Origin of the sequence: Rhodoferax sp. GW822-FHT02A01, from assembly GCF_038784515.1 — a bacterium.
Lineage (GTDB): Bacteria > Pseudomonadota > Gammaproteobacteria > Burkholderiales > Burkholderiaceae_C > Allorhodoferax.
Genome location: NZ_CP152376.1, coordinates 1946178 through 1966994, shown reverse-complemented (window position 1 = coordinate 1966994; position 20817 = coordinate 1946178). Strand labels below are relative to the sequence as shown.

Sequence of the window (20817 nt, the reverse complement as noted above, 5' to 3'; positions counted from 1 at the left end):
TCACCATGTCAGGAATTATGACCCGCAACCCAGAAGCATCCAGTGCGCTCAGCCGGTCAGCTTACCCACGCTTGGGACAACGCGTCCGTCGGCGCTACGAGACGCAGATGGCCCTGCTGCCCCCCGGGCTCCCCATGCGGGCATCCATGCAGTCCGTCTATGACCACTTGCGTGGGGACGGAATGGACGTCTCCGCCGCGTTGCGGGTAACCCGCCAACTGGTGATGGAGCGGTTGCTGACCCTGGACTGCGAAGACGCCTGCAGCCTGGGCGAGGTGACGGCAAGCATGACCGCGCTGGGGGAATTTGCGCTGGACATAGCCTTTGACGCGAGCAGCCTGGCCTTGCAGGAAACCCACGGCGCACCATTGGGGCCGCTGGGTGAACCGGCACAACTGTGCATCGTGGGCATGGGCAAGTTCGGTGCGCGCGAGCTCAATGTGTCCAGCGACATCGACCTGATCTACATCTACGACCAGGACGGCGAGACCAGTGGCAGTGCCGAGGGGCGGGGCCGGATTTCCAATCAGGAGTACTTTGCCAAGCAGGTGCGGGCCATCTATGCCCTGGTTGGCGACACCACCGAGCACGGATTTGTGTTCCGGGTCGACCTGGCGCTGCGCCCCAACGGCAACTCGGGGCCGGCCGCCGTTTCTCTGGCGGCGCTCGAAGAGTACCTCCAGGTGCAGGGACGTGAATGGGAGCGCTTTGCCTGGCTCAAGAGCCGGGTGGTGGCGCCCCGCGCCGCGATAGGCTCTTCTTGCGCCCAGGGTTTGCGCTCGGTGGTGGTGCCCTTCGTGTTCCGCCGCTACCTGGACTACAACGTCTTTGACGCCCTGCGCGTGCTGCACCGCCAGATCCGCGACCACGCCACCAAGCGCAGCGCCGGACACCCGGAGCGCGGCAACGACGTCAAGCTCTCGCGCGGAGGCATCCGCGAAATCGAGTTCACCGTGCAGCTGCTGCAGGTGGTGCGCGGCGGCCAATTTCCGGAGATGCGCACCCGCCCCACTCTGAGTGCGCTGCAGCGTGTCTCCAAGTCCGGACTGATGCCACAGGCCACCGCCGACCGGCTGGCCGCGGCGTACGTGTTCCTGCGGCAGGTGGAGCATCGCATCCAGTTTCTGGACGATCAGCAAACCCATGTGCTGCCCACCAACGACGCCGACCTGCACTGGGTCGCACAGACCATGGGCTTTGCCCAATCCTGCGACTTTCTGGGCGCTCTGGATACCCACCGCGAGTTTGTGGCGCAGGAATTCGACGCACTGTTGGGGGGTGCCCAACCGCCATGCAAGGGCGGCTGCAACAAGGCCTCGGCACCCAACGTCAGCGACTTCGAGGTCCTGCTCACCCACACCCAGGGCAAGTTCCGCGAACGCCTGACCAGTTGGCAGGCGCACCCGCGCATCCTCGCCCTGCGCGAAGAGTCACGTGCCCGCCTGGGACGCCTGATACTGCGCACCGCCCAATGGGTGGCCGAGGGCAAGGTGAGTGAAGACGCTGCCGTCAGGCTGTCGGACTGGATCGAGCCGCTGCTGCGCCGCGAGAGCTACCTGGCTTTGCTGCTGGAACGGCCCAACGTCCACGAGCGCCTGCTGCATATGCTGGGCGCCGCCAAATGGCCCGCGCGCTATCTTCTGCAACACCCTGGTGTGATTGACGAGCTTGCCGGCAGTGCCATGCTGGAGGAGCGCTTTGATGCCGCAGCGTTCGAGGCCGAGTTGGAGAGCCGCCGCACGGCACTGGCAGCCAGCGGCGAGGACGACGACGAAGCCCTGCTCAACCTGCTGCGTCGCGCCCACCATGCCGAGGTATTCCGTACCTTGGCGCGCGATGTGGAGGGACGCATCACCGTTGAACAGGTGGCTGACGACCTCAGTGCGCTGGCTGACTGCATGCTGCGCACCACCACCCGCTGGTGCTGGCAGCGTCTGAAGAATCGCCACCGCGATGAGCACCACTTTGCCATCATTGCCTACGGCAAGCTGGGCGGCAAGGAGCTGGGCTACGGCAGCGATCTCGACATCGTGTTCGTTTACGACGACGAGGACGAGCGGGCTACCGAGGTGTATGGGGCCCTGGTGCGCAAGCTGATCAACTGGCTCACCGTCAAGACCGGCGAGGGCGACCTCTACGAGATCGACACCGCGCTGCGGCCCAACGGCAACTCGGGCATGCTGGTGACCAGCTTCACCTCCTACGCCAACTACCAGCAACAGCGCGGCAGCAATACCGCCTGGACCTGGGAACACCAGGCCATGACCCGGGCGCGCTGCGTGCTGGGTGAACCAGGGCTGCACCAGCGCTTTGATGCGGTGCGTGAGGCCGTCATCAGCACCCCGCGTGAGGATGCCGGGCTGCGCAAGGAGATCATGGACATGCGTGCCAAGGTGCGGTCTGCCCATCCGGTGCGCGGCCACCAGTTCGATGTCAAACACAGCCCCGGCGGCATGGTGGACATCGAATTCGTGGTGCAGTACCTGGTGCTGTCCCAGAGCGCACACCACCCGGAGCTGCGCGCCAATGTGGGCAACATCGCCCTGCTGCAGCGCGCCCAGACCTGCGGACTGCTGCCCGGCCATACCGGCGACAACGCGGCACAGGCTTACCGTGCATTGCGCCAGATCCAGCACCGGGCTCGCCTCAACGAAGAACCTACCCAGGTCGACGAAGACCAGGTGCGAACCGAGCGCGAAGCCGGACTGGCGCTGTGGGCGGCAGTATTCGGCTGAAGGCCTAGCCGGCGCGTATCCGGTTGACCAGCTTGGTGGTGGAGTAACCCTGCACAAATGGCAGGGCCAGTGCCTGTCCGCCCCAGCTTTGCACCAGGGCAGTCTCCGGCAGTTTGGCCATGTCGTAGTCCCCGCCTTTGACCAGGATGTCCGGGCGGATCTCGGCAATGATTTCCTGCGGCGTGTCTTCGTCAAACCAGGTCACCAAGCTGACCGACTCCTGCGAGGCCATCACGATGGCGCGGTCTTCGTCCTTGTTCAGGGGGCGGTCATCGCCTTTGCCCAGGCGCTTGACCGATGCATCGGTATTGAGCGCCACAATCAGGCTGCCACCGAGCGCACGGGCCTGCGCCAGATAGACCACATGGCCACGGTGCAACACGTCGAATACCCCGTTGGTGAATACCCAGGGTCTGGGCAAAGCCCTCAAGGCCGCGGCCAGATCGCCGCGGTGGTGGATCTTCTGCAGGAAAGCGGGGGGGGTGTCTTGAGCTTGCATGCACGCAATGCTAGCAGGGCTTCAGGCGGGTATTTGCCCGGTATTTTGATAGTTGAAACAGGGGCGAGAGGGCATAATCTTTGCACTCTATGAACCTGATTCCCGTTGAAATCGACTCCATCCGCATTGGGCAACCATTGCCTTGTGATCTCGTGGACAGCAACGGCATTCTGCTGGCACGCAAGGCGTTTGTAGTGGCCTCCCGGGCCGATCTGGAAATGTTCTACAACCGCAGTGGCGGCCTGTTCATTGATGGTGTGGATGCTGAAGCCTTGCGCAAGGCCTACATCGACCAGTTGCAAACGCTCATGCGCAAGGAAAAGTCGATTGGCGAAATCGCCGAGTCCAAACTGATGGTGGACAAGGCGACCAAGCGCGAAGTCGTCACCACGGACCGCGTGGACTGGCGCGATCTGCAGGTGGAAGCCCACATCCTGCTGCGCGACCCCAACCGCGAACATTTCAAATGGCGGCTGGAGCATGTGTTCCGCACCCTGCAACGCGAGTCGCATCGCAACCCCAATGGAGTGCTGTTTGCACTGATCCAGCTATCGGCCTCGGAGACCTCCATGTACAGCGCGACCCACGCCATGCTGGTGAGCGTGATGTGCGGTCTGGCCGCACGCGAGGTGCTGGCCTGGCCGGAGCATGTGGAGATGCTGCTGTGCAAGGCGGCATTGACCATGAACGTCTCCATGACCGAATTGCAGGACAAGCTGACCTCGCAAAAGCGCCCGCCGGACGACACCCAACTGGCCCAGATCGACAGCCATGCGCAGCGCTCGGTGGATATCCTCAAGTCCGTCGGCATCGAAGACCCGACCTGGCTGCAGGCTGTGGCCGAACACCATGCACAGGCGCCGGGTGACCTGCGCAGCAAGACACCGGCGCAGCGGCTGGCACGCATGATCCAGCGCGCCGACATGTTTGCGGCCCGCCTCTCGCCACGCCTGTCTCGTCCGCCGGTGCCTCCGGCGGTAGCCATGCAGGCCTGCTATTTTGATGAGAACAAGCAAGTGGACGAAGCCGGCGCGGCGTTGATCAAGGCGGTCGGCATTTACCAACCGGGCTCCTATGTACGACTGGCCTCCGACGAAGTGGCCGTGGTGGTTCGGCGTGGTACCAACACCAGCACCCCACGCGTGGCGGTGGTGCTCAACCGCAGCGGCATGCCCACGGCCGAACATGCCGTGCGCGACACCAGCCAGAAGGACTACAAGGTGGTGGCCAGCGTTGCGCACAGCGAGGTCAAGGTGCAGATCCATCTGGACCGTCTGCTACCGCTTACCCAAACCACTGGCAATGACCGGGTCTGGTAAGGCTGTCCAGTGAACGACAGCTGGCTGGCCAATCTCCAGTGGACCCGCAATCACGAAGGCTTCATGCGGGGCGCGCAGGCGCTGCTTGCGCTGAGCACGGTGCTGGCCGTGGGTTGGGCATACGACTGGCAGGACGAGCTGATGACCGTGCTGCTCGGCGTTCTGGCCAGTGCCTTTACCGAGACCGATGACAACTGGGGCAAGCGGCTTCGAACCCAGCTGATTTCGCTGTGTGTGTTCAGCCTGGTCATGGGCGCGGTCTGGGCCACGCTGGTATCGCCCGTGCTGCTGGCCCTGGCGCTGGCGGCTTCAGCCTTCTTTCTCACCATGCTGGGCGCTGTGGGCGAGCGCTACCGAGCCATCGCGTTCGGTGCACTGGTGCTGTTCATCTACACCGCACTGTCGGCACAGGGCGACCGCGCACAGGCGGTTCTGGTGGCTCCGTATCTGCTGGGCGGAGCGGCCTGGTATGGCCTGGTCTCCCTGCTGTGGGCTGCCGCCTGGCCCATGCCCACGGTACGCCACCGGCTCTCCACGCTGTACTCGTTGTTGGGCGAATACCTGCGCCTGAAGGCACAGCTGTTTGAGCCCGTGGGGGACATCGACATGAGTCGGCGCAGGCTGGACCTGGCGCTGCACAACGGCCGGGTGGTCGATGCGCTCAACGCCGCCAAGGAGTCCCTGTTCACCCGCCTGGGAAGCGGCACACCATCCGCACGGCTGCAGCAATCCATTCACCAGTACCTGGCCGCGCAGGACATTCATGAGCGGGTGAGCTCTTCCCATGAGAGCTATGTGCTGCTGGCCAAGGTGTTTGCGCGCTCAGATGCGCTCTACCGCTGTGAGCGCGTGCTCTGCGTGCTGGGCGAGCAGGCGCACAAATATGCATTGGCGATACGCGAGGACACCAGCCCCCGCCACACCGGGACGACCGCACGCGCCATCGAGGAGATGCAAGCGGGTATCCGCCATCTGGATCCGAATTCCTCTCTGGCCGACCGGCCCTTGCGGGCCCTGCGTGCGCTGGGTGACAACCTGACCGCTCTGGCCAGTGTGTTTGCCGGCGCCATGAGCGGGCCGGTGGACGCACCCACCCTGGCGCTGCTGGATCGCCAGCCCCAGACCCTGGGCGAAGCCTGGTCGCGCATCCGCGCGCAGCTCAACCTGCGTTCGGCCCTGATGCGCCACGCGGTGCGCCTGGCGCTGTCGCTGTTGGTGGCATTCGGTGTGATGCGCCGGACCCAGGACCCACATGGTTTCTGGATCCTGCTCACCGTCGTGTTCGTAAGCCAGCCGCAGTACAGCGCCACGCTCCAGCGCCTGGGCCAGCGTGCGCTGGGCACGGTGGTGGGTTTGGGCGTGGGTTGGGCCTTGATACGGCTGTTTCCGGGGGCGCTTCTGCAGGCGGCCTGTACCGTGCTGGCAGGCACCCTGTTCATCGGCACACGGCAGACCGACCCGCGCGTCAGCAGCGCGGCGGTCACCACGCTGGTGCTGCTGAGCTTCCACCAGATGGGCATGTCCCAGGGAGTCATCCCGGCGCGGTTGCTGGACACGGCGCTGGGCAGTGCCATCGCCGCCTTGGCCGCCTGGCTGATCCTGCCCAACTGGCAGGCCCGCCACTGGCCCCGGCTGGCAGCGCAAACCCTGAAAAGCCAGGCTGGCTATCTGCGTGAAATCCTTCTGCAATACCAGCAAGGCAAGCAGGACCACCTGGCCTACCGCGTGGCCCGGCGCGACGCACACAATGCCGATGCGGCCCTGTCCAATGCCTACAGCGCCATGGCCAACGAGCCTGCGCATGCGCAGCTGGACATGGTTGCCTGCGGCCGCTTCCTGCTGCAGTCCCACATGCTGCTGAGCTACCTGTCGGCCTTGGGTGCGCACCGCGGCGAGGCGCAGGCCGAAGCTCTGGACAGCACCACCTTGCAGGCTGCGCAGGAGCTACTGCAAGGCCTGGAGGGACTGGCGCAGGCCCTTGATGCGGGGGGGCCGATTGCCGCACCTGAGGCGGCAGGGGACTCTGCCGCCAGTACGACCACGCCTGAATCCCGTCAGGTGCAAAACCTCCTGCTGGTGCAGCTGCAGCTGGCCAACCGGCTGTTGCCTGTGCTGCGGCAACAGGCTGCGCTGCTGCGGCCGGCCCCTCTTACAACCCACCCCTGAGAACGGATCGCTCCCTGCCATGGACGCCCACGAGGCGGAAGGTTGCGTGCCCGGCATCGCCAATACCCTATGCGCGTCGAGGTCTTTGAACTAATCAATTCGCTTTATTACCAATCAGTCACAAAATGACCAAAAGGTAATAAATCCATGAAAATAGCCATCATCGGTTCGGGAATCGCAGGTCTGGCCGCAGCGCACCGCCTGCACGGGCAGGCCAACGTCACGCTGTTTGAAGCAGGCAGCTACTTTGGCGGCCACACGCATACAGTGGACGTGACCCTGGAAGGCGCGCAAGGGCCGGTCACACACGGCGTGGACACCGGCTTTCTGGTGTTCAACGAGCGCACCTATCCCAAGCTGATCGCTCTGTTTGCGGAACTGGACATTGCCACTGCCAAGTCCGACATGTCGTTCTCGGTGCAGGTTCCGCAGCCACACGGGGCGGCGCTGGAGTGGAGCGGCTCTTCGCTGGGCACGGTGTTCGCGCAACGCCGCAACCTGCTAAGGCCGCGTTTCTGGAGGATGCTGCGCGAGGTCCTGCGCTTCAACGCACTGGCTACCCGCATTGCGCAAAGCGGCCCGGAAATCGAGCTGGTGCAGCCGCTGGGTGACTTCCTGCGCCAACACGGCTTTTCCGCAGAATTCCGGGACTGGTATTTCCTGCCCATGCTGGGCTGCATCTGGAGCTGCCCCACCGACCAGATGCTGCAGTTTCCAGTGGCCACCATGATCCGCTTCTGCCACAACCACGGACTGATCCAGGTGACCAACCGCCCCCAGTGGTGGACCGTTCAAGGCGGCGCGCGTCATTACGTGGACAAGATCGTGGCCGGTATCAGCGACAAGCGTCTGAACACCCGCGTGGACAGCGTACGCCGCGATGCACAAGGTGTCTGGATCAGTGCCAACGGCCAGACCGAGCACTACGACCAGCTTGTGCTGGCCTGTCACTCGGACCAGGCGTTGCGTCTGCTGGCCGATGCCAGCCCCGCCGAGCGAAGCATCCTGGGCGCCATCCGCTATCAGCCCAACCGTGCGGTGCTGCACACCGACAACTCGGTGCTGCCCCGCACCCGACGCGCCTGGGCGGCCTGGAACTACGAGCGTGCGACGGACAAGGTGCAAGAGAGCGCACGCGTGTGCCTGCACTACCTGCTCAACCAGTTGCAACCGCTGCCTTTCAATACCAGCGTGGTGGTCTCCCTCAATCCGGTGCGCGCGATTGCCGATCGCCATGTGCTGGGCAGCTATGCATACGATCACCCTGTGTTTGACCTGGCTGCCATCCAGGCACAAAAGCAGGTTCCCACCTTGCAAGGCAAGCAACACACTTATTTCTGCGGCGCCTGGACTGGCTATGGGTTTCACGAGGACGGTCTGGCATCGGGACTGGATGTGGCGCGCCGCATCCAGAATTCGCTGGCCGTCACAGAGCGCCTTGCTGCATGACCACGCGCAGCAAAGGCCAGGCGCTGGCACACATCGGTTTTGGCCAGGTGCGGCACAGCAGGCTGCGCCCGGCGCGCAATGCCTTTGTGTATGGCACCTACTTTCTCATGCTGCCCATGCGCAGCCTGCAGGCCAATGGGCCGGGTGCGCTGGCCCGCAACCGCTTGGCGGCGCTGTCCTTCTTCGACAAGGACCACGGCGACGGGCGCGGCCCCGAGCAGGGCGGCGCCCTGGCCTGGCTGGACGAACTGCTGCGGACACAAGGCATTGACGATGCCAGCGGCGAGGTCTGGCTGCACTGCTATCCGCGCGTGCTGGGCTTTACCTTCAAGCCGGTGAGCTTCTGGTATTGCCATGCTGCCGACGGCAAGCTGCGGGCCATCGTGGTGGAAGTGAACAACACCTTTGGCGAACGGCACTGCTATCTGCTGGACCGCCCGGCATTTGGCGTGGAGCTGCGCGCCACCAAGGTCTTCCATGTGTCGCCATTCTGTCCAGTGGAGGGAGGCTATCGCTTTCGCTTCATGGTCACGCCGGATCTGCAACGCACAGTGGCACGCATCGACTATGACGATGCGCAGGGGCCGCTGATCGAGACCAGTGTGAGCGGCACGCTGCAACCGCTCACATCTGCAGCGGTGCGCCATGCGCTGTGGCGCTACCCGGCCATGACCTGGGGCGTGGTGGCACGCATCCATTGGCAGGCGCTCAAGCTGTTTATCAAACGCACGCCCTTCTTTGGCAAGCCGCCGCTGCCCGCCACGTTCACCAGCCGCTAGTGCGATGAACGTTCAAGACCTCACCCGACTTTCATTGGAGCCCTGTCTTTCATGAACAGCAAAACCATAGGCACGACACTGGGCGATCGCTTTGCATTGCCTCCAGACACACCGGCTTCTGCACGCACGGTTTTCAAGCTGCTCAGCCGGCTGCACCACGGTAGCCTGACGGTGCAGCTCCCGGACGGGAGCATGCAGCGCTTTGGCGGCGAGTCACTGCCGCATGCCACCCTTGCCCTGCACAACTGGAACGTCTGCAGCGCGGCGCTGAAGTCCGGCGACATCGGGTTTGCCGAAAGCTATATTGCCGGCGACTGGAGCACGCCCAACCTGACCGACCTGCTGCGCGTGCTCATCAAGAACCGCGCCGAGGTGGAAGATGTGATCTACGGCAGCTGGGCCGGCCGTCTGATCTACCGCATCAAGCATCTGCTCAACCGCAACACGCGCGCCAACAGCCAGAAGAACATCCATGCCCACTACGACCTGGGCAATGCGTTCTATGGCCTGTGGCTGGATGAGACCATGAACTACTCCAGCGCGCTGTTCCAGGGGGACCTGACCCAGCCCATGGCCGATGCCCAGCGCACCAAGGTGCGGCGTGCACTCACCGAGGCGGCGGTGAAGCCGGGCGACCGCGTGCTGGAGATCGGCTGCGGCTGGGGAGCCTTGGCCGAGATGGCGACCACCGACATGCAGGCCCACATCACCGGCGTGACACTGAGCACCGAACAGTTGGCCTATGCCCGCGCACGCATGCAGCGCCTGGGTACGGAGCAGCGCGCCGACCTGCGGCTGCAGGACTACCGCGACATTGATGATGCGCCGTTCGATGCCATCTGCTCGATCGAGATGGTGGAGGCAGTGGGCCGTGAATACTGGCCGACCTACTTTGCCACGGTGGCGCGCCTGCTCAAACCGGGCGGACGGGCGTGCATCCAGAGCATCGTGATCGATGACGCCTTTTACGAGCGTTACATCCATTCCACCGACTTCATCCAGCAGTACATCTTTCCTGGAGGGTGCCTGCCCAGCCCGCGCGTATTCAGGGAACAAGCCCGGGCGGCAGGGCTGGAGGTAGAACGCGAACTGGCGTTTGGCCCGGACTATGCCGAGACCCTGCGACGCTGGCGCGATGCCTTCCTGGCACAACGCAGCGCGGTCATGGCCAACGGCTTTGATGACCGCTTTGTGCGCATCTGGGAGTTCTATCTGGCCTACTGCGAAGCGGCGTTCGACGAGCGCAATACCGACGTGGTGCAGTTCACCCTGCGCAAGCCGCTGGCCCGCGCATGAACCACTCCCGGCGTACCGCCTTGATGCGCGCCACCGTCGCCGCATGGTTTGCCGTCAGCGGATTGGCAACCGCTTTTGCAGCACGGGCCCAAGGCACAAGCGCTCTGCCAACAGAACTGGACAGCGAATTGCCGGGCCTGCAAAAGCTGGGCTCCGCCCGCATGCGCTTCTTCGGTTTTGATATCTACGAAGCCCGGTTATGGGTGGGCAGTAGCTTCAAGCCGGAGGCCTATGCAGCCACGCCCTTTGCGCTCGAACTGAACTACTTGCGCAGCCTGAACGGCAAGGCGATTGCCGAGCGCTCCCTCAAGGAGATGCAGCGCCAGGGAGGCTTTGGCGCCGAGCAGGAAAAGGCCTGGCTTGCGGCCATGGTGCGCACTTTTCCCGATGTGAAGGCGGGGGACCGCATCGTCGGTGCGCACTTTCCTGGTACCGGCGCGCGCTTCTGGTTCAACGGCCAGTCCCTGCCCGCCATCCGGGATGCGGACTTCAGCCGCGTCTTCTTCGGCATCTGGCTGGCGGACGCCAGCAGCGAGCCACAACTGCGTGCCAGCCTGCTGGGGCGCAGCGCGTCATGACCGACGTAATTGCGCCAGCGATGGTTACGTCACCTGCAGGCGCTTCGACAACCGCTGTAGACAAGACGGTGTTCACCGGTTGGCAGGCCGGTCTGCGCTATGGCTGGATGGGTTTTCCCCTGGCGTTTGTGGCCCTGCCGTTGTACGTGGTGCTGCCCCACCACTATGCGACCACGCTGCATGTGCCACTGGCAGCACTGGGCGCGCTCATGCTGGGTGCACGTCTGCTCGATGCCGTGATTGACCCGTTGCTGGGGCGCTGGAGCGACCACCTGTATGCCCAGTCCAATCCCCTCGTCCTGCGCTGGGGCGGTGTGGCGGCCTTGGCACTGGCTCTGGGATTTGCACTACTGTTCTTCCCGCCAGTGAACACGCCAACCGCGCTGCTGGTGTGGGCTGGGCTGGCACTGCTGCTGACCTACACGGCCTTCAGTGCGCTGTCGATACTGCACCAGTCCTGGGGTGCCCGGCTCGGTGGAGATGAAACACAGCGCAGCCGCATCGTGGCCTGGCGCGAAGGCTGGGGTCTGTTGGGGGTGGTGCTGGCCTCGGTTGCTCCGTTCACCCTGGGCATGGAGGCCACGACCGTGCTGTTTGCATTGGCGCTGGCAGGCGGCTGGTGGGCCTGGAGACAGGCCGTGCAGCCTCCGTCCGTGGCCCGCGTGCACGCTGTACGAGCCCCGGAGCCCCTGTGGCTGCCCTTCTCTCGCCCTGCGTTCCGCGCCCTGCTGGCGGTCTTCATGGCCAACGGCATCGCCAGTGCAGTACCTGCCACATTGATTCTCTTCTTCGTTCAGGACCGCCTGCAGGCGCCGGCCCATCTACAACCCTTCTTTCTCGGCAGCTATTTCCTGTGCGCTGCGCTATCCATGCCCTTGTGGCTGTGTCTAGTGCCGAGGCTGGGGCTGGCGCGCACCTGGGGACTGGGCATGCTGATGGCGATCGCCGTGTTTGCATTTGCCGCCCAGCTGGGCGCGGGGGACTCCGCTGCCTTCATGGTGGTGTGCGCACTATCCGGCGTGGCACTGGGTACCGACCTGGCCCTGCCCGCTGCGCTGCTGGCCGGGACCATAGCCGCCTCTGGCGACAGAGGGCAGGCAGAGGGCGCCTACTTCGGCTGGTGGAACTTCGCTACCAAGCTCAACCTGGCGCTGGCTGCCGGCGTCGCCCTGCCGCTGCTGGGCCTGTCAGGCTACACACCGGGTGCGCAGGATGCAACCGCATTGCGCACCCTCACCTTTGCTTACTGCCTGGTGCCCTGCGCACTCAAGCTGCTCGCAGCCACGCTGCTCTACAACCTCATCATCCGCAAACCACCATGCAACGACGCCTCCTGACCACCTTTCTCGCCACCTCCGCCGCCCTGGTTCTGGGCGGCTGCAGCGGCGTGCAGATTGACCGCTATACCAATGAAAAACCAATGCTGGACCTGCGGCAGTATTTCAACGGCACCCTCGACGCCTATGGTGTCTTCACCGACCGGTCGGGTGCCGTCGTCAAGCGCTTCAGCGTAGTCATGGTGTGCAGTTGGCAGGGAAATGAAGGCACACTGGACGAAGACTTCAGCTATTCGGATGGCAGCAAGCAAAAGCGCGTCTGGCACCTGACGCGGCAAGCCGATGGCCGGTATGTGGGGCGCGCCGATGATGTGGTGGGACTGGCCCAGGGCGAGAGCCGGGGCAATGCATTTCACTGGAACTACACACTGAATCTGCCAGTGGACGGGTCGGTATACGAGGTGCAGTTTGACGACTGGATGTACCTCATGAACGACAAGGTGATGCTCAACAAGGCCACCATGAGCAAGTTCGGCGTGCGCCTGGGTGAGGTCACCCTTTCTTTTTCCAAACGCTGAAGACGGTCACACCATGGCTTTTTTCACGCGCACCAACCGACCCCTGAGCGACTGGCAGGGCAAGCGCGTCTGGATCGTGGGCGCAAGCTCCGGCATCGGCGAGGCCACGGCCAGTGCGCTGCATGCGCAGGGCGCCCGCGTGATCGTCTCGGCCCGAAACCTGCAAGCCTTGCAGAACTTTGTGGACAGACACGCCGGAGCCCAGGCGCTGGCGCTGGACGCCACCGACCGGCATGCGGTGCGATCGGCAGCAGACAGCGTGCTGGCACTGGGTGCGCTGGACTGCGTGGTGTACTGCGCGGGCTACTACAACCCGATGCGGGCGCAAACCCTGCAGTTGCAAGACGCCCTGCGCCACATGGAGGTGAACTACACCGGGGCCCTGTACCTGCTGGATGCCCTGTTGCCGCAACTGGTAGCACAAGGGAACAGCCACATCAGCCTGGTGGGCAGCGTAGCCGGGTATCGGGGGTTGCCCAACAGCCTGGCCTACGGCCCGAGCAAGGCCGCCCTCATCCACCTGGCCGAAACGCTGTATTTGGATTTGAAGACCTCCGGCGTGGGCGTGTCCATCATCAACCCCGGCTTTGTGGAAACACCGCTCACGGCCAAGAATGACTTTGCCATGCCAGCGTTGATGACACCGCCACAGGCGGCGCAGGCGATTCTGAAAGGCTGGGCCAGCGGTGCATTCGAAATCCACTTCCCCAAGCGCTTCACCTGGTGGCTCAAGCTGCTGCGCGTGTTACCGTACCGCGCCTACTTCGCATTGGTTGCACGCGCCACATCATGAACGCATCCACTTCATCCGACACGGAATGCACTGCCGCAGCCGCACGCCTGGCCGCGTATTTCGAAACGCTCAGCCCGCGCAGCGTGGCGGAAGTCGCGAAGTATTACGCCAGTGACGCGCGCTTCAAGGACCCTTTCAATGACGTACGCGGCACTGCCGAGATACGCGCAATCTTCGAGCACATGTTCGAGACGCTGGACCAGCCGCGTTTTGTGGTGACCCAGCAGGTGATCCAGGGCGCGCACTGCTTCATGACCTGGGAATTCCGCTTTGGCTTCAAGCGCTTCAAGCAGGGCCAACCCCAGGTGATTCTGGGCGCCACCCATCTGGAGTTTTCAGGCCAAGGCCTAGTGACCCTGCACCGCGACTATTGGGATGCAGCAGAAGAGCTGTATGAAAAACTTCCGCTGCTGGGGGGCCTGATGCGCTGGCTCAAGCGCAAGGCCAACAGCTAGCGGCCCGCAGGCCGCATCAGACTGGAACCGTGTCAGCGAAGCTGGGGCGCTGCATCAGCTTGTCGTGCAGCTTGACCAGATTGGGATACTCACTGCGCCAGCTCAAGTCGGGGAAACGGAAGTCCAAATAACCCAGGGCACAACCCACGGCAATGTCGGCAAGGGTGAGATGGATGCCGGAGCAGAACGCCTTGTCCCCCAGCCCCAGGCTCATGGCCTTGAGGGCGTCGTTGACTTTGTGGATCTGCCGGTCTATCCAGGCCTGGCTGCGCTGTACTTCGGTGCGACCGGCCCAGGTGGACTCCAGGCGCGCCAGGATGGAGGCATCGAGCACACCATCGGCCAGTGCCTCCCAGGTCTTGATTTCGGCGCGCTCACGGCCCACGGTGGGAATGAGCTTGCCCACTGGCGACAGGGTGTCCAGGTATTCCACGATCACGCGCGAGTCGAATAGCGCTTCAGCACCTTCCATGATCAGGCAAGGCACCTTGCCCAGCGGGTTGGAGCCGGAAATGGTCGTGCCTTCGGCCCAGACGTCCTCCTGGACGAATGCGTATTCGAGCTTCTTTTCCGCCATCACTACGCGCACCTTGCGTACGTAGGGACTAGTGGTGGATCCGATTAATTTCATGGGTGATCTGAAAATAGGTATGGCTTTCATTCTATCCATTGGGCGCCACAATGATGCGTATCGGCACGGGGGTGGTACACAACCTACAATTCAGAGATGACTTTCTCCGCCATTTCCGCCCTTTCGCCCCTGGACGGCCGCTACGCTGCCAAACTCTCCACCCTGCGCCCGCTGACCAGCGAGCTCGGCTACATGCACCGGCGCGTGCAGGTCGAAGTCGCCTGGTTCATCGCACTGAGTGACGCAGGCTTTGACGAATTCAAGCCGCTCAGTGCCGGAGCGCGCACTTACTTGTTGGGCCTGGTGAAGAACTTTTCGGAAGCCGACGGCGAAGCCATCAAGGCCATCGAAAAGACCACCAACCACGATGTGAAGGCGGTGGAGTACTGGATCAAGTCCAAGTTCGAAGCCCGTCCCGAACTGGAAAAGGCCGGCGAATTCGTGCACTTCGCCTGCACCAGTGAAGACATCAACAACACCAGCCACGCGCTGCAGCTTCGCGCTTCCCGTGACGTGGTGGTGCTTCCGCTGCTCGACAAGATCGTGCTCAAGCTACGCGACATGGCCCACGCCTATGCCGACGTGCCCATGCTCAGCCGCACCCACGGACAGACTGCCAGCCCCACCACCGTGGGCAAGGAAATCGCCAATGTGGTGGTGCGCCTGCAGGCCGCATGCGACCGCATTGCGGCCGTCAAGATCCTGGCCAAGATGAACGGCGCCGTGGGCAACTACAACGCCCATCTGTCGGCCTGGCCCGACTTCGACTGGGAAGCCTTCAGCAAAAAAGTGGTGGAAACACCCGAGCCCCTGGGTCTGGGCCTGAACTTCCAGCCTTACAGCATTCAGATCGAGCCGCACGACTACATGGCCGAACTGTTTGACGCGGTCGCCCGTGCCAACACCATTCTGGTGGACCTCTCGCGCGACATCTGGGGCTATGTGTCACTGGGCTACTTCAAGCAGAAGCTGCGCGATGGCGAAGTAGGTTCCAGCACCATGCCGCACAAGGTGAACCCGATTGACTTTGAAAATGCCGAGGGCAATCTGGGCCTGGCCAACGCCGTGCTGCGCCACCTGGCAGAGAAACTGCCCGTGTCGCGCTGGCAGCGCGACCTGACCGACTCCACCGTGCTGCGCAACATCGGCGTGGCCCTGGGCTATGCAGCACTGTCCTACCAGTCGCTCATGACCGGTCTGAACAAGCTGGAAATCAATACCGCCGCCATCGCGGAGGACCTGGATTCGTCTTGGGAAGTGCTGGCCGAACCGATCCAGACCGTGATGCGCCGCTTTGGTCTGCCGCAGCCTTATGAGCAGCTCAAGAAGTTCACCCGCGGCGAGGCCATGACCAAGGAGCTGATGCGCGGATTCATCGCCGGTCTGGATATTCCGCAGGCTGAGAAAGACCGCTTGTTGGCCATGACCCCTGCGACCTATACCGGTAAGGCGGCGGAGCTCGCGAAAAGGGTTTAACACCCCCGTGCGGCTGGCGCCGCCTCCCCCTTGCAGGGGGCAATGCCTGCGGCCCGGCGAAGCCGGTTCCGCGGCATTTCTGAACAACTCCCCTCCTATCGCGGACCATGGCACTCAAATCAACCATCTACAAGGCCAATCTGCAGATCGCAGACATTGACAACAGCTACTACGCGGACCATGCGTTGACCTTGGCGCGCCACCCCAGCGAAACCGATGAACGCATGATGGTGCGCCTGGTGGCGCTGGCCTTGCAAGCGCACAAGCTGCAAAGCGTGTGTGGGGGTGACGGCACGCTGGCGTTTGGCGCAGGACTGTCAGATCCGGATGAGCCTGATGCCTGGCTGCGCGACTTCACCGGGCAGACGCGGCTCTGGATCGAAGTGGGCCAGCCCGAAGACAAGCCCTTGATCAAGGCCTGCGGCAAGGCAGATGAAGTGGTACTGTATTGCTTCAACCATGCGGCCGAAGTCTGGTGGAGGGGCATGGAAAGCAAGCTGAGTCGTCCCAAGAACTTGTCCGTGCTGCGAATTCCGACCGCTGCCAGCCAGGCACTGATTCCGCTGGCCCAGCGCAGCATGCAGCTGCAGGCCACGATTCAGGAAGGTGTGCTGACGTTGGGGGACAGTGCACACACTGTCGACATCGAACCCATTCGCTGGAAATAGCGCCGCCGGTTAGGCCGTTCGGCTGGCGCGGAATTCTCAGCGCCGGATCACCAATGCTTCGGAGTCGGCTGGGCCCCCCCCCTCTGCAGCGCGCTCTGCGTATTTGTTGAAGCGCCAGGCAGTGCCTTCAGCAGTGATGCGGCGCCAGGTGGAGCGTTTTTGCGTGGCCGTCATTTCGGTCCAGAGTTGCACCTCTTCAAAGGTACGACCACAGCCCTTGCACAAGGCATCGCCCTGGCTGGTGGAGCAGATCGCGATGCACGGCGTGTCCGGCGTGGAGTGGTACCAGTCCAGCCAGGCATCCCGTGCCTTGGGCGGCATGGACGCCTCGTCCGCTTCGCTCTCGTGGTAGTACACCATCAAGGCATACACCTCGGCCAGCGCGCGCGTGGGCGCAGGCAAAGCCACGCCATCCGGCGAGGGTTCGCGCGCGCGCCAGTAATTGATGGCCGCCTCGATGTCGGTAATGTGTATGCCTGCCAAGATCAGAATTGCGCGTTCGCAGCGCTCGTTGTCCAAGTGAGGGGAGGCGCATCATATCCCGCACGCAAGGAGCTTGCCCGCCCCCGATTCAGTACCCACCCAGCCCTAATTTGTTCGGGGCTTAACGCGCTTGCCTAGAATTTCCGGCAAAGGTGATTCATATGGAACTGTTTTCTGTGCACTGGTGGTCTTCGCTGTTGTCCATCGTGCTGATCGATCTGGTGCTGGCAGGTGATAACGCCATTGTCATTGCGCTGGCGGCGCGCAATCTGCCGCTCCACCTGAAATCCAAGGCGATTCTGTGGGGCACCGTGGGTGCCATTTCTGTGCGCGCACTGATGACGATAGGCGTGGTCTGGCTGCTGCGCATTCCGGGCCTGATGGCCCTGGGCGGTCTGTGTCTGCTGTGGATTGCCTACCAACTGCTGGCGGACGAAGGCGGCGAAGCGCACGACGATCCCCAGGCGACTTCTTTCATGGGTGCCATGAAGACCATCATCGTGGCCGATGCGCTCATGGGCGTGGACAACGTACTGGGTGTGGCAGGAGCGGCGCATGGCGCTTTTGATCTGGTGATCATCGGCCTGCTGGTCAGCGTACCCATCGTCGTCTACGGCAGTACGGTGGTGCTCCATTTGGTCGAGCGTTTCCCCGTGATCATCCAGTTGGGAGCGGCTGTGCTGGCCTTCACTGCTGCCAAGATGGTGGTGAGCGAACCTTTGTTGGCGGACTTTTTCGGTGCGGCCCACACACCTTCGGAGCCGCTGCAAACCGGCGCACGCTGGGCCGCATACGCGCTGGCCGTTGCCGGCGTCCTGGGTGCTGGCTGGTGGGTCAAGCACAGGAAGGTCCATTGAGTCTGAGGGGCCGTTTTGCCTGGGGTGGCTCCCGGTGCTATGCTGACCGCATGAAACTTCTCATCAAATGGCTTTTGAGTGCCGCCGCCTTGTTGGCCGTGGCGCATCTGTACTCCGGCGTGGTGGTGCAGAGCTTTTCATCTGCCTTGGTGGCAGCGCTGGTCATCGGTCTTTTCAATGCCGTGCTGCGGCCCGTGCTGATTGTGCTGACCCTGCCGGTAACGGTGCTCACGCTGGGCCTGTTCCTGTTCGTCATCAACGCGCTGATGTTTTACTGGGCCGCGGCACTGCTGGACGGCTTCCAGGTACAGGGCTTCACGGCCGCACTGATCGGTTCGCTGCTCTACACCCTGATCGGGTTGGTGATCAACTCAGCGCTCGAGAGCCTGTTCTTTAAGCAGTGATTCCATCTGGCGGGCACGCACGTCCACGATGGACGCTTCGATAAGGTCTGCCTGCGTACCGCTCTTGCGTGCCATGTCCTGCGCCGCCTTGAAGCGGGTAAGCGCCGCCGCATAGTCCATTTGCGCCACATTGACTTCTGCCTCGGCGCGCACGGCGGCTACCAGGCGGGCGCTAGCGCTGTCTGCCGCTGCCAGCAATTGCCAAGCAGTGGCGTCACGCGGATGGTTGGACACCCAGGTTTGCAGGTTCTGCGCCGCAACCGGCGCGCGACCCGCCAGCGTGTCGACATGTGCGCGCGTCAATACGGAAGCGCGACTGGCGTCCGCTAACTCTTTGGCTACCGTGTCTGCCAGTGCAATGTTGCCTTGGGCCAGCGCCGCATCAATGGCCAGCAACCGAGTTAGGCGGCTGGCGGCTGGATCGTTCTGGGTACGTTCTTTCAGGCGGGTTAACAGGGCCTGCGCCTGGGGAAAATCCCGCAACTTGAGCGCGGCCAGGGTAGCACCATACAAAGTGCCGACCTGCGCGGCGGCAGGTTGCTTGAGCAAATGCGCTGGCTGTACCTCCTGCTCCCACAGACGCAAGGCGTCAACGGCGCCGTTGGCAAGCAGTCTTGCTCGGGCTGCGACCATGGTGTGCTCCATGCTGCTTGCAGGCTGAAGCGTTGCCTTGTCGGACTGGCGCACCCGGGACTGCATGTCGGCAATACGTTCGGTGGTCAACGGATGGGTGCGCAGATAGGGGTACCCACCGTTGTCATTGAGGCGATTGGACTGTTGCAGTTTTTCAAACATGCTGACAAAGCCCTGGGGAGCAAATCCCGCCTGGGTCTGCACCCCAAAGCCGATGCGGTCTGCTTCGCGCTCCATGTCACGCGAATAGTTGAGCTGGTTCTGCGCTGCGGCAGCCTGGCTGCCCACTATGGTGGCCTGGGCTGCGCTGGCATCCTTGCTGGCCGCCAGCATACCGAGGATCAGCGCCCCCATCACCCATGGCGCCTGGGCTGACTGGCGTGCCATGGAACGGGAGATGTGGCGCTGCGTCACGTGGCTGAGCTCGTGCGCCAGAACCGAAGCCAGCTCGTCCCGGCTGGTGACGATACCGACCAGTCCCAGATGCAGGCCAAAGTAGCCGCCGGGCAGCGCAAACGCATTTACCGTGCGGTCCCGCCCCATCAGGATTTCCCAGGCAAACGCTTCGTCAATCTGCCCCGTCAACTCCCCCCGCTGACGCGCTGCGGCGAGCAAGGGTTGCCAGATGTCCTGCACATAATCGGTGATGACGAGGTCATCCAGATAGTCCGGGTCCCGGTACAGCTCGCGCGCTATGCGGTCGCCGATACGACGCTCCGCTGCCGGGGACAGGTCACTGCTGTCACCCAGGTTGGGAAGGGCAGCTGGTGCATTTTGCTGGGCCAAGGAGGGGACTCCGCCGAGCGGTGCCAGCAGGGCAGCAAGCACCAGTGTCGAAAGGAGCGATCGGGCAGTTCTGCTTAGGGGCGTGGTAGGCACAGGGTTTCTCAAAATGAATCCAGCGGCATGGTCGCAATTACTTCAGCGGTGACAGGGTCAAGGAATGCGGTCCAGAATTTGTCGCGCCCGATCAATGGCAAATAATTGGCAGACAGTCCATTCCTGCCAACTTTAGACAATACGGCCTCAATGTTCGAAGCACGTTTGGGAAACCGTGCCGTGAGCTCACTGACCGGTTTTGATGCTTTGAGTACCTGACTAACACTTGCCGAATAAGGTTGCCAGAGGTCCGGTCGAAAGGCCAGTTGTACCCCCTGTATGGCAGCCATGGTGTACTGCATCTTCTCATTCTGGTCCCTGAATTCCCGCAGACCCAGCATGGTTGGCCCTGTCAGCGGGAGTGCATTAATGCCTTGAGGAACTTGTTGCAGCAGATCCGTCGAAATATCCACCGCGTGCACAACACGAAAGCGATCACCTTCAAACACCAGATGCACAGGCCGCGCCTCGTATACCGTCCACAATCCGTAAGTTAGAGCCAGCAACTGCAATATGGCGACAATGGTTAGATCGACTCGAAGTTCCAAAGACTTCTTTTTGGGATTGAATAGCGTCAGCGTAATGAGAGGGCCCATGATCACATCAACAGTCACCACCAAGAAGAAGAGTTCCCGCCCGCCAGAAATTTCCCGATAGGGATAGGGATACCAAATGCCAAATACCAGTGCTGCTGCCAAGGCGGCAATGCCAAGACTGATCAATAGATGTATAGCTGCCGCTTTGATGCGGGATACGCGGCGATCGTTCAGTCCAGTGGGCAGTCGCGCAAGTTCCATATCCGTATGATGTGTGCAATAAACCGCGATTGTATGAACGACAGGTAAATCCATTTTTTCTACCC

The 20817-nt window shown here is 62.8% G+C and carries 20 protein-coding genes; 15 read left to right on the top strand and 5 right to left on the bottom strand.

The annotated features are described in order from the left end of the window. Nucleotides 1-17: 17 nt before the first annotated feature. A complete protein-coding gene (gene glnE / locus AAGF34_RS09280) occupies nucleotides 18-2735 on the top strand; it encodes a bifunctional [glutamate--ammonia ligase]-adenylyl-L-tyrosine phosphorylase/[glutamate--ammonia-ligase] adenylyltransferase (protein WP_342621067.1) in 2718 nt (905 codons plus the stop codon). A gap of 4 nt (nucleotides 2736-2739) precedes the next feature. Here the strand turns inward: glnE and rfaE2 are convergent, their stop codons facing one another. Then, on the bottom strand, nucleotides 2740-3234 hold the full coding sequence (gene rfaE2, locus AAGF34_RS09275; protein ID WP_342620329.1) for a D-glycero-beta-D-manno-heptose 1-phosphate adenylyltransferase: 495 nt from the start codon (nucleotides 3232-3234) through the stop codon (nucleotides 2740-2742). Between the two features lie 89 nt (nucleotides 3235-3323). On the opposite strand from rfaE2, the gene AAGF34_RS09270 reads away from it, so the two are divergent. From AAGF34_RS09270 to AAGF34_RS09225, 10 genes are all read left to right on the top strand, one after another. Next, on the top strand, nucleotides 3324-4553 hold the full coding sequence (locus AAGF34_RS09270; protein ID WP_342620328.1) for a phosphohydrolase: 1230 nt from the start codon (nucleotides 3324-3326) through the stop codon (nucleotides 4551-4553). Nucleotides 4554-4562: 9 nt separating this feature from the next. Continuing rightward, complete coding sequence (yccS, locus tag AAGF34_RS09265) at nucleotides 4563-6719, top strand: YccS family putative transporter (protein ID WP_342620327.1); 2157 nt, start codon at nucleotides 4563-4565, stop codon at nucleotides 6717-6719. A gap of 147 nt (nucleotides 6720-6866) precedes the next feature. Then, nucleotides 6867-8168 carry an FAD-dependent oxidoreductase gene (locus AAGF34_RS09260; RefSeq protein WP_342620326.1) on the top strand — a complete coding sequence of 434 codons (1302 nt, stop codon included), beginning with the start codon at nucleotides 6867-6869 and terminating at the stop codon, nucleotides 8166-8168. Further along, nucleotides 8165-8947: a DUF1365 domain-containing protein gene (locus AAGF34_RS09255; RefSeq protein WP_342620325.1), complete on the top strand. Its 783-nt coding sequence runs from the start codon at nucleotides 8165-8167 to the stop codon at nucleotides 8945-8947. The genes AAGF34_RS09260 and AAGF34_RS09255 overlap by 4 nt, the downstream gene beginning before the upstream one ends. A 51-nt stretch (nucleotides 8948-8998) precedes the next feature. After that, a complete protein-coding gene (locus tag AAGF34_RS09250; RefSeq protein WP_342620324.1) occupies nucleotides 8999-10243 on the top strand; it encodes a cyclopropane-fatty-acyl-phospholipid synthase family protein in 1245 nt (414 codons plus the stop codon). Beyond that, a complete protein-coding gene (locus AAGF34_RS09245; RefSeq protein ID WP_342620323.1) occupies nucleotides 10240-10821 on the top strand; it encodes a chalcone isomerase family protein in 582 nt (193 codons plus the stop codon). Before AAGF34_RS09250 ends, AAGF34_RS09245 begins: the two co-directional genes overlap by 4 nt. 107 nt (nucleotides 10822-10928) lie before the next feature. Further along, nucleotides 10929-12158: an MFS transporter gene (locus AAGF34_RS09240; protein ID WP_342621066.1), complete on the top strand. Its 1230-nt coding sequence runs from the start codon at nucleotides 10929-10931 to the stop codon at nucleotides 12156-12158. After that, nucleotides 12140-12676 (top strand): DUF3833 domain-containing protein, encoded by a 537-nt coding sequence (locus AAGF34_RS09235; protein WP_342620322.1) that lies wholly within the window; start codon nucleotides 12140-12142, stop codon nucleotides 12674-12676. Before AAGF34_RS09240 ends, AAGF34_RS09235 begins: the two co-directional genes overlap by 19 nt. A gap of 13 nt (nucleotides 12677-12689) precedes the next feature. Then, nucleotides 12690-13469 (top strand): SDR family NAD(P)-dependent oxidoreductase, encoded by a 780-nt coding sequence (locus AAGF34_RS09230; RefSeq protein WP_342620321.1) that lies wholly within the window; start codon nucleotides 12690-12692, stop codon nucleotides 13467-13469. Beyond that, the gene (locus tag AAGF34_RS09225; RefSeq protein ID WP_342620320.1) at nucleotides 13466-13924 is read left to right on the top strand and encodes a nuclear transport factor 2 family protein; all 459 of its coding nucleotides are present in this window, start codon (nucleotides 13466-13468) and stop codon (nucleotides 13922-13924) included. The genes AAGF34_RS09230 and AAGF34_RS09225 overlap by 4 nt, the downstream gene beginning before the upstream one ends. Before the next feature lie 16 nt (nucleotides 13925-13940). Here AAGF34_RS09225 and AAGF34_RS09220 read toward each other — a convergent pair whose 3' ends face one another. Continuing rightward, nucleotides 13941-14555 (bottom strand): glutathione S-transferase N-terminal domain-containing protein, encoded by a 615-nt coding sequence (locus tag AAGF34_RS09220; RefSeq protein ID WP_342620319.1) that lies wholly within the window; start codon nucleotides 14553-14555, stop codon nucleotides 13941-13943. Between the two features lie 96 nt (nucleotides 14556-14651). Between AAGF34_RS09220 and purB the strand changes: the two genes are divergently transcribed. Together purB and AAGF34_RS09210 are read left to right on the top strand one after the other, a co-directional pair. Further along, nucleotides 14652-16031 (top strand): adenylosuccinate lyase, encoded by a 1380-nt coding sequence (gene purB / locus AAGF34_RS09215; RefSeq protein WP_342620318.1) that lies wholly within the window; start codon nucleotides 14652-14654, stop codon nucleotides 16029-16031. A 107-nt stretch (nucleotides 16032-16138) separates the two neighbouring features. Beyond that, nucleotides 16139-16699 (top strand): YaeQ family protein, encoded by a 561-nt coding sequence (locus AAGF34_RS09210; protein WP_342620317.1) that lies wholly within the window; start codon nucleotides 16139-16141, stop codon nucleotides 16697-16699. Between the two features lie 36 nt (nucleotides 16700-16735). Here AAGF34_RS09210 and AAGF34_RS09205 read toward each other — a convergent pair whose 3' ends face one another. Continuing rightward, nucleotides 16736-17182: a DUF3717 domain-containing protein gene (locus AAGF34_RS09205; RefSeq protein WP_342620316.1), complete on the bottom strand. Its 447-nt coding sequence runs from the start codon at nucleotides 17180-17182 to the stop codon at nucleotides 16736-16738. Between the two features lie 161 nt (nucleotides 17183-17343). Here AAGF34_RS09205 and AAGF34_RS09200 point away from each other — a divergent pair, with 161 nt between their 5' ends. Continuing rightward, nucleotides 17344-18039 carry a TerC family protein gene (locus AAGF34_RS09200; RefSeq protein WP_342620315.1) on the top strand — a complete coding sequence of 232 codons (696 nt, stop codon included), beginning with the start codon at nucleotides 17344-17346 and terminating at the stop codon, nucleotides 18037-18039. Nucleotides 18040-18089: 50 nt separating this feature from the next. Beyond that, entirely contained in the window at nucleotides 18090-18443 is a 354-nt protein-coding gene (locus AAGF34_RS09195) for a phage holin family protein (RefSeq protein WP_342620314.1), read from the top strand. Here AAGF34_RS09195 and AAGF34_RS09190 read toward each other — a convergent pair. Both AAGF34_RS09190 and tfpZ read right to left on the bottom strand, forming a co-directional pair. Then, nucleotides 18411-19862, bottom strand: coding sequence for a M48 family metalloprotease (locus AAGF34_RS09190; protein WP_342620313.1), 1452 nt, complete (start codon nucleotides 19860-19862; stop codon nucleotides 18411-18413). The two genes, AAGF34_RS09195 and AAGF34_RS09190, sit on opposite strands and share 33 nt — an antisense overlap. Before the next feature lie 101 nt (nucleotides 19863-19963). Then, nucleotides 19964-20806: a TfpX/TfpZ family type IV pilin accessory protein gene (gene tfpZ / locus AAGF34_RS09185; RefSeq protein WP_342620312.1), complete on the bottom strand. Its 843-nt coding sequence runs from the start codon at nucleotides 20804-20806 to the stop codon at nucleotides 19964-19966. Nucleotides 20807-20817: the final 11 nt, after the last annotated feature.

Excerpts from the sequence above, each read along its gene's own strand:
- AAGF34_RS09245 (WP_342620323.1), top strand. The coding sequence starts at position 10,240 with ATGAACCACTCCCGGCGTACCGCCTTGATGCGCGCCACCGTCGCCGCA.
- AAGF34_RS09250 (WP_342620324.1), top strand. The coding sequence starts at position 8,999 with ATGAACAGCAAAACCATAGGCACGACACTGGGCGATCGCTTTGCATTG.
- AAGF34_RS09270 (WP_342620328.1), top strand. The coding sequence starts at position 3,324 with ATGAACCTGATTCCCGTTGAAATCGACTCCATCCGCATTGGGCAACCA.
- AAGF34_RS09255 (WP_342620325.1), top strand. The coding sequence starts at position 8,165 with ATGACCACGCGCAGCAAAGGCCAGGCGCTGGCACACATCGGTTTTGGC.
- AAGF34_RS09200 (WP_342620315.1), top strand. The coding sequence starts at position 17,344 with ATGGAACTGTTTTCTGTGCACTGGTGGTCTTCGCTGTTGTCCATCGTG.
- tfpZ (WP_342620312.1), bottom strand. The coding sequence starts at position 20,806 with ATGGATTTACCTGTCGTTCATACAATCGCGGTTTATTGCACACATCAT.
- AAGF34_RS09220 (WP_342620319.1), bottom strand. The coding sequence starts at position 14,555 with ATGAAATTAATCGGATCCACCACTAGTCCCTACGTACGCAAGGTGCGC.
- AAGF34_RS09260 (WP_342620326.1), top strand. The coding sequence starts at position 6,867 with ATGAAAATAGCCATCATCGGTTCGGGAATCGCAGGTCTGGCCGCAGCG.
- AAGF34_RS09230 (WP_342620321.1), top strand. The coding sequence starts at position 12,690 with ATGGCTTTTTTCACGCGCACCAACCGACCCCTGAGCGACTGGCAGGGC.
- AAGF34_RS09240 (WP_342621066.1), top strand. The coding sequence starts at position 10,929 with ATGGGTTTTCCCCTGGCGTTTGTGGCCCTGCCGTTGTACGTGGTGCTG.
- AAGF34_RS09225 (WP_342620320.1), top strand. The coding sequence starts at position 13,466 with ATGAACGCATCCACTTCATCCGACACGGAATGCACTGCCGCAGCCGCA.
- glnE (WP_342621067.1), top strand. The coding sequence starts at position 18 with ATGACCCGCAACCCAGAAGCATCCAGTGCGCTCAGCCGGTCAGCTTAC.
- rfaE2 (WP_342620329.1), bottom strand. The coding sequence starts at position 3,234 with ATGCAAGCTCAAGACACCCCCCCCGCTTTCCTGCAGAAGATCCACCAC.
- purB (WP_342620318.1), top strand. The coding sequence starts at position 14,652 with ATGACTTTCTCCGCCATTTCCGCCCTTTCGCCCCTGGACGGCCGCTAC.
- AAGF34_RS09195 (WP_342620314.1), top strand. The coding sequence starts at position 18,090 with ATGAAACTTCTCATCAAATGGCTTTTGAGTGCCGCCGCCTTGTTGGCC.
- AAGF34_RS09235 (WP_342620322.1), top strand. The coding sequence starts at position 12,140 with ATGCAACGACGCCTCCTGACCACCTTTCTCGCCACCTCCGCCGCCCTG.
- AAGF34_RS09210 (WP_342620317.1), top strand. The coding sequence starts at position 16,139 with ATGGCACTCAAATCAACCATCTACAAGGCCAATCTGCAGATCGCAGAC.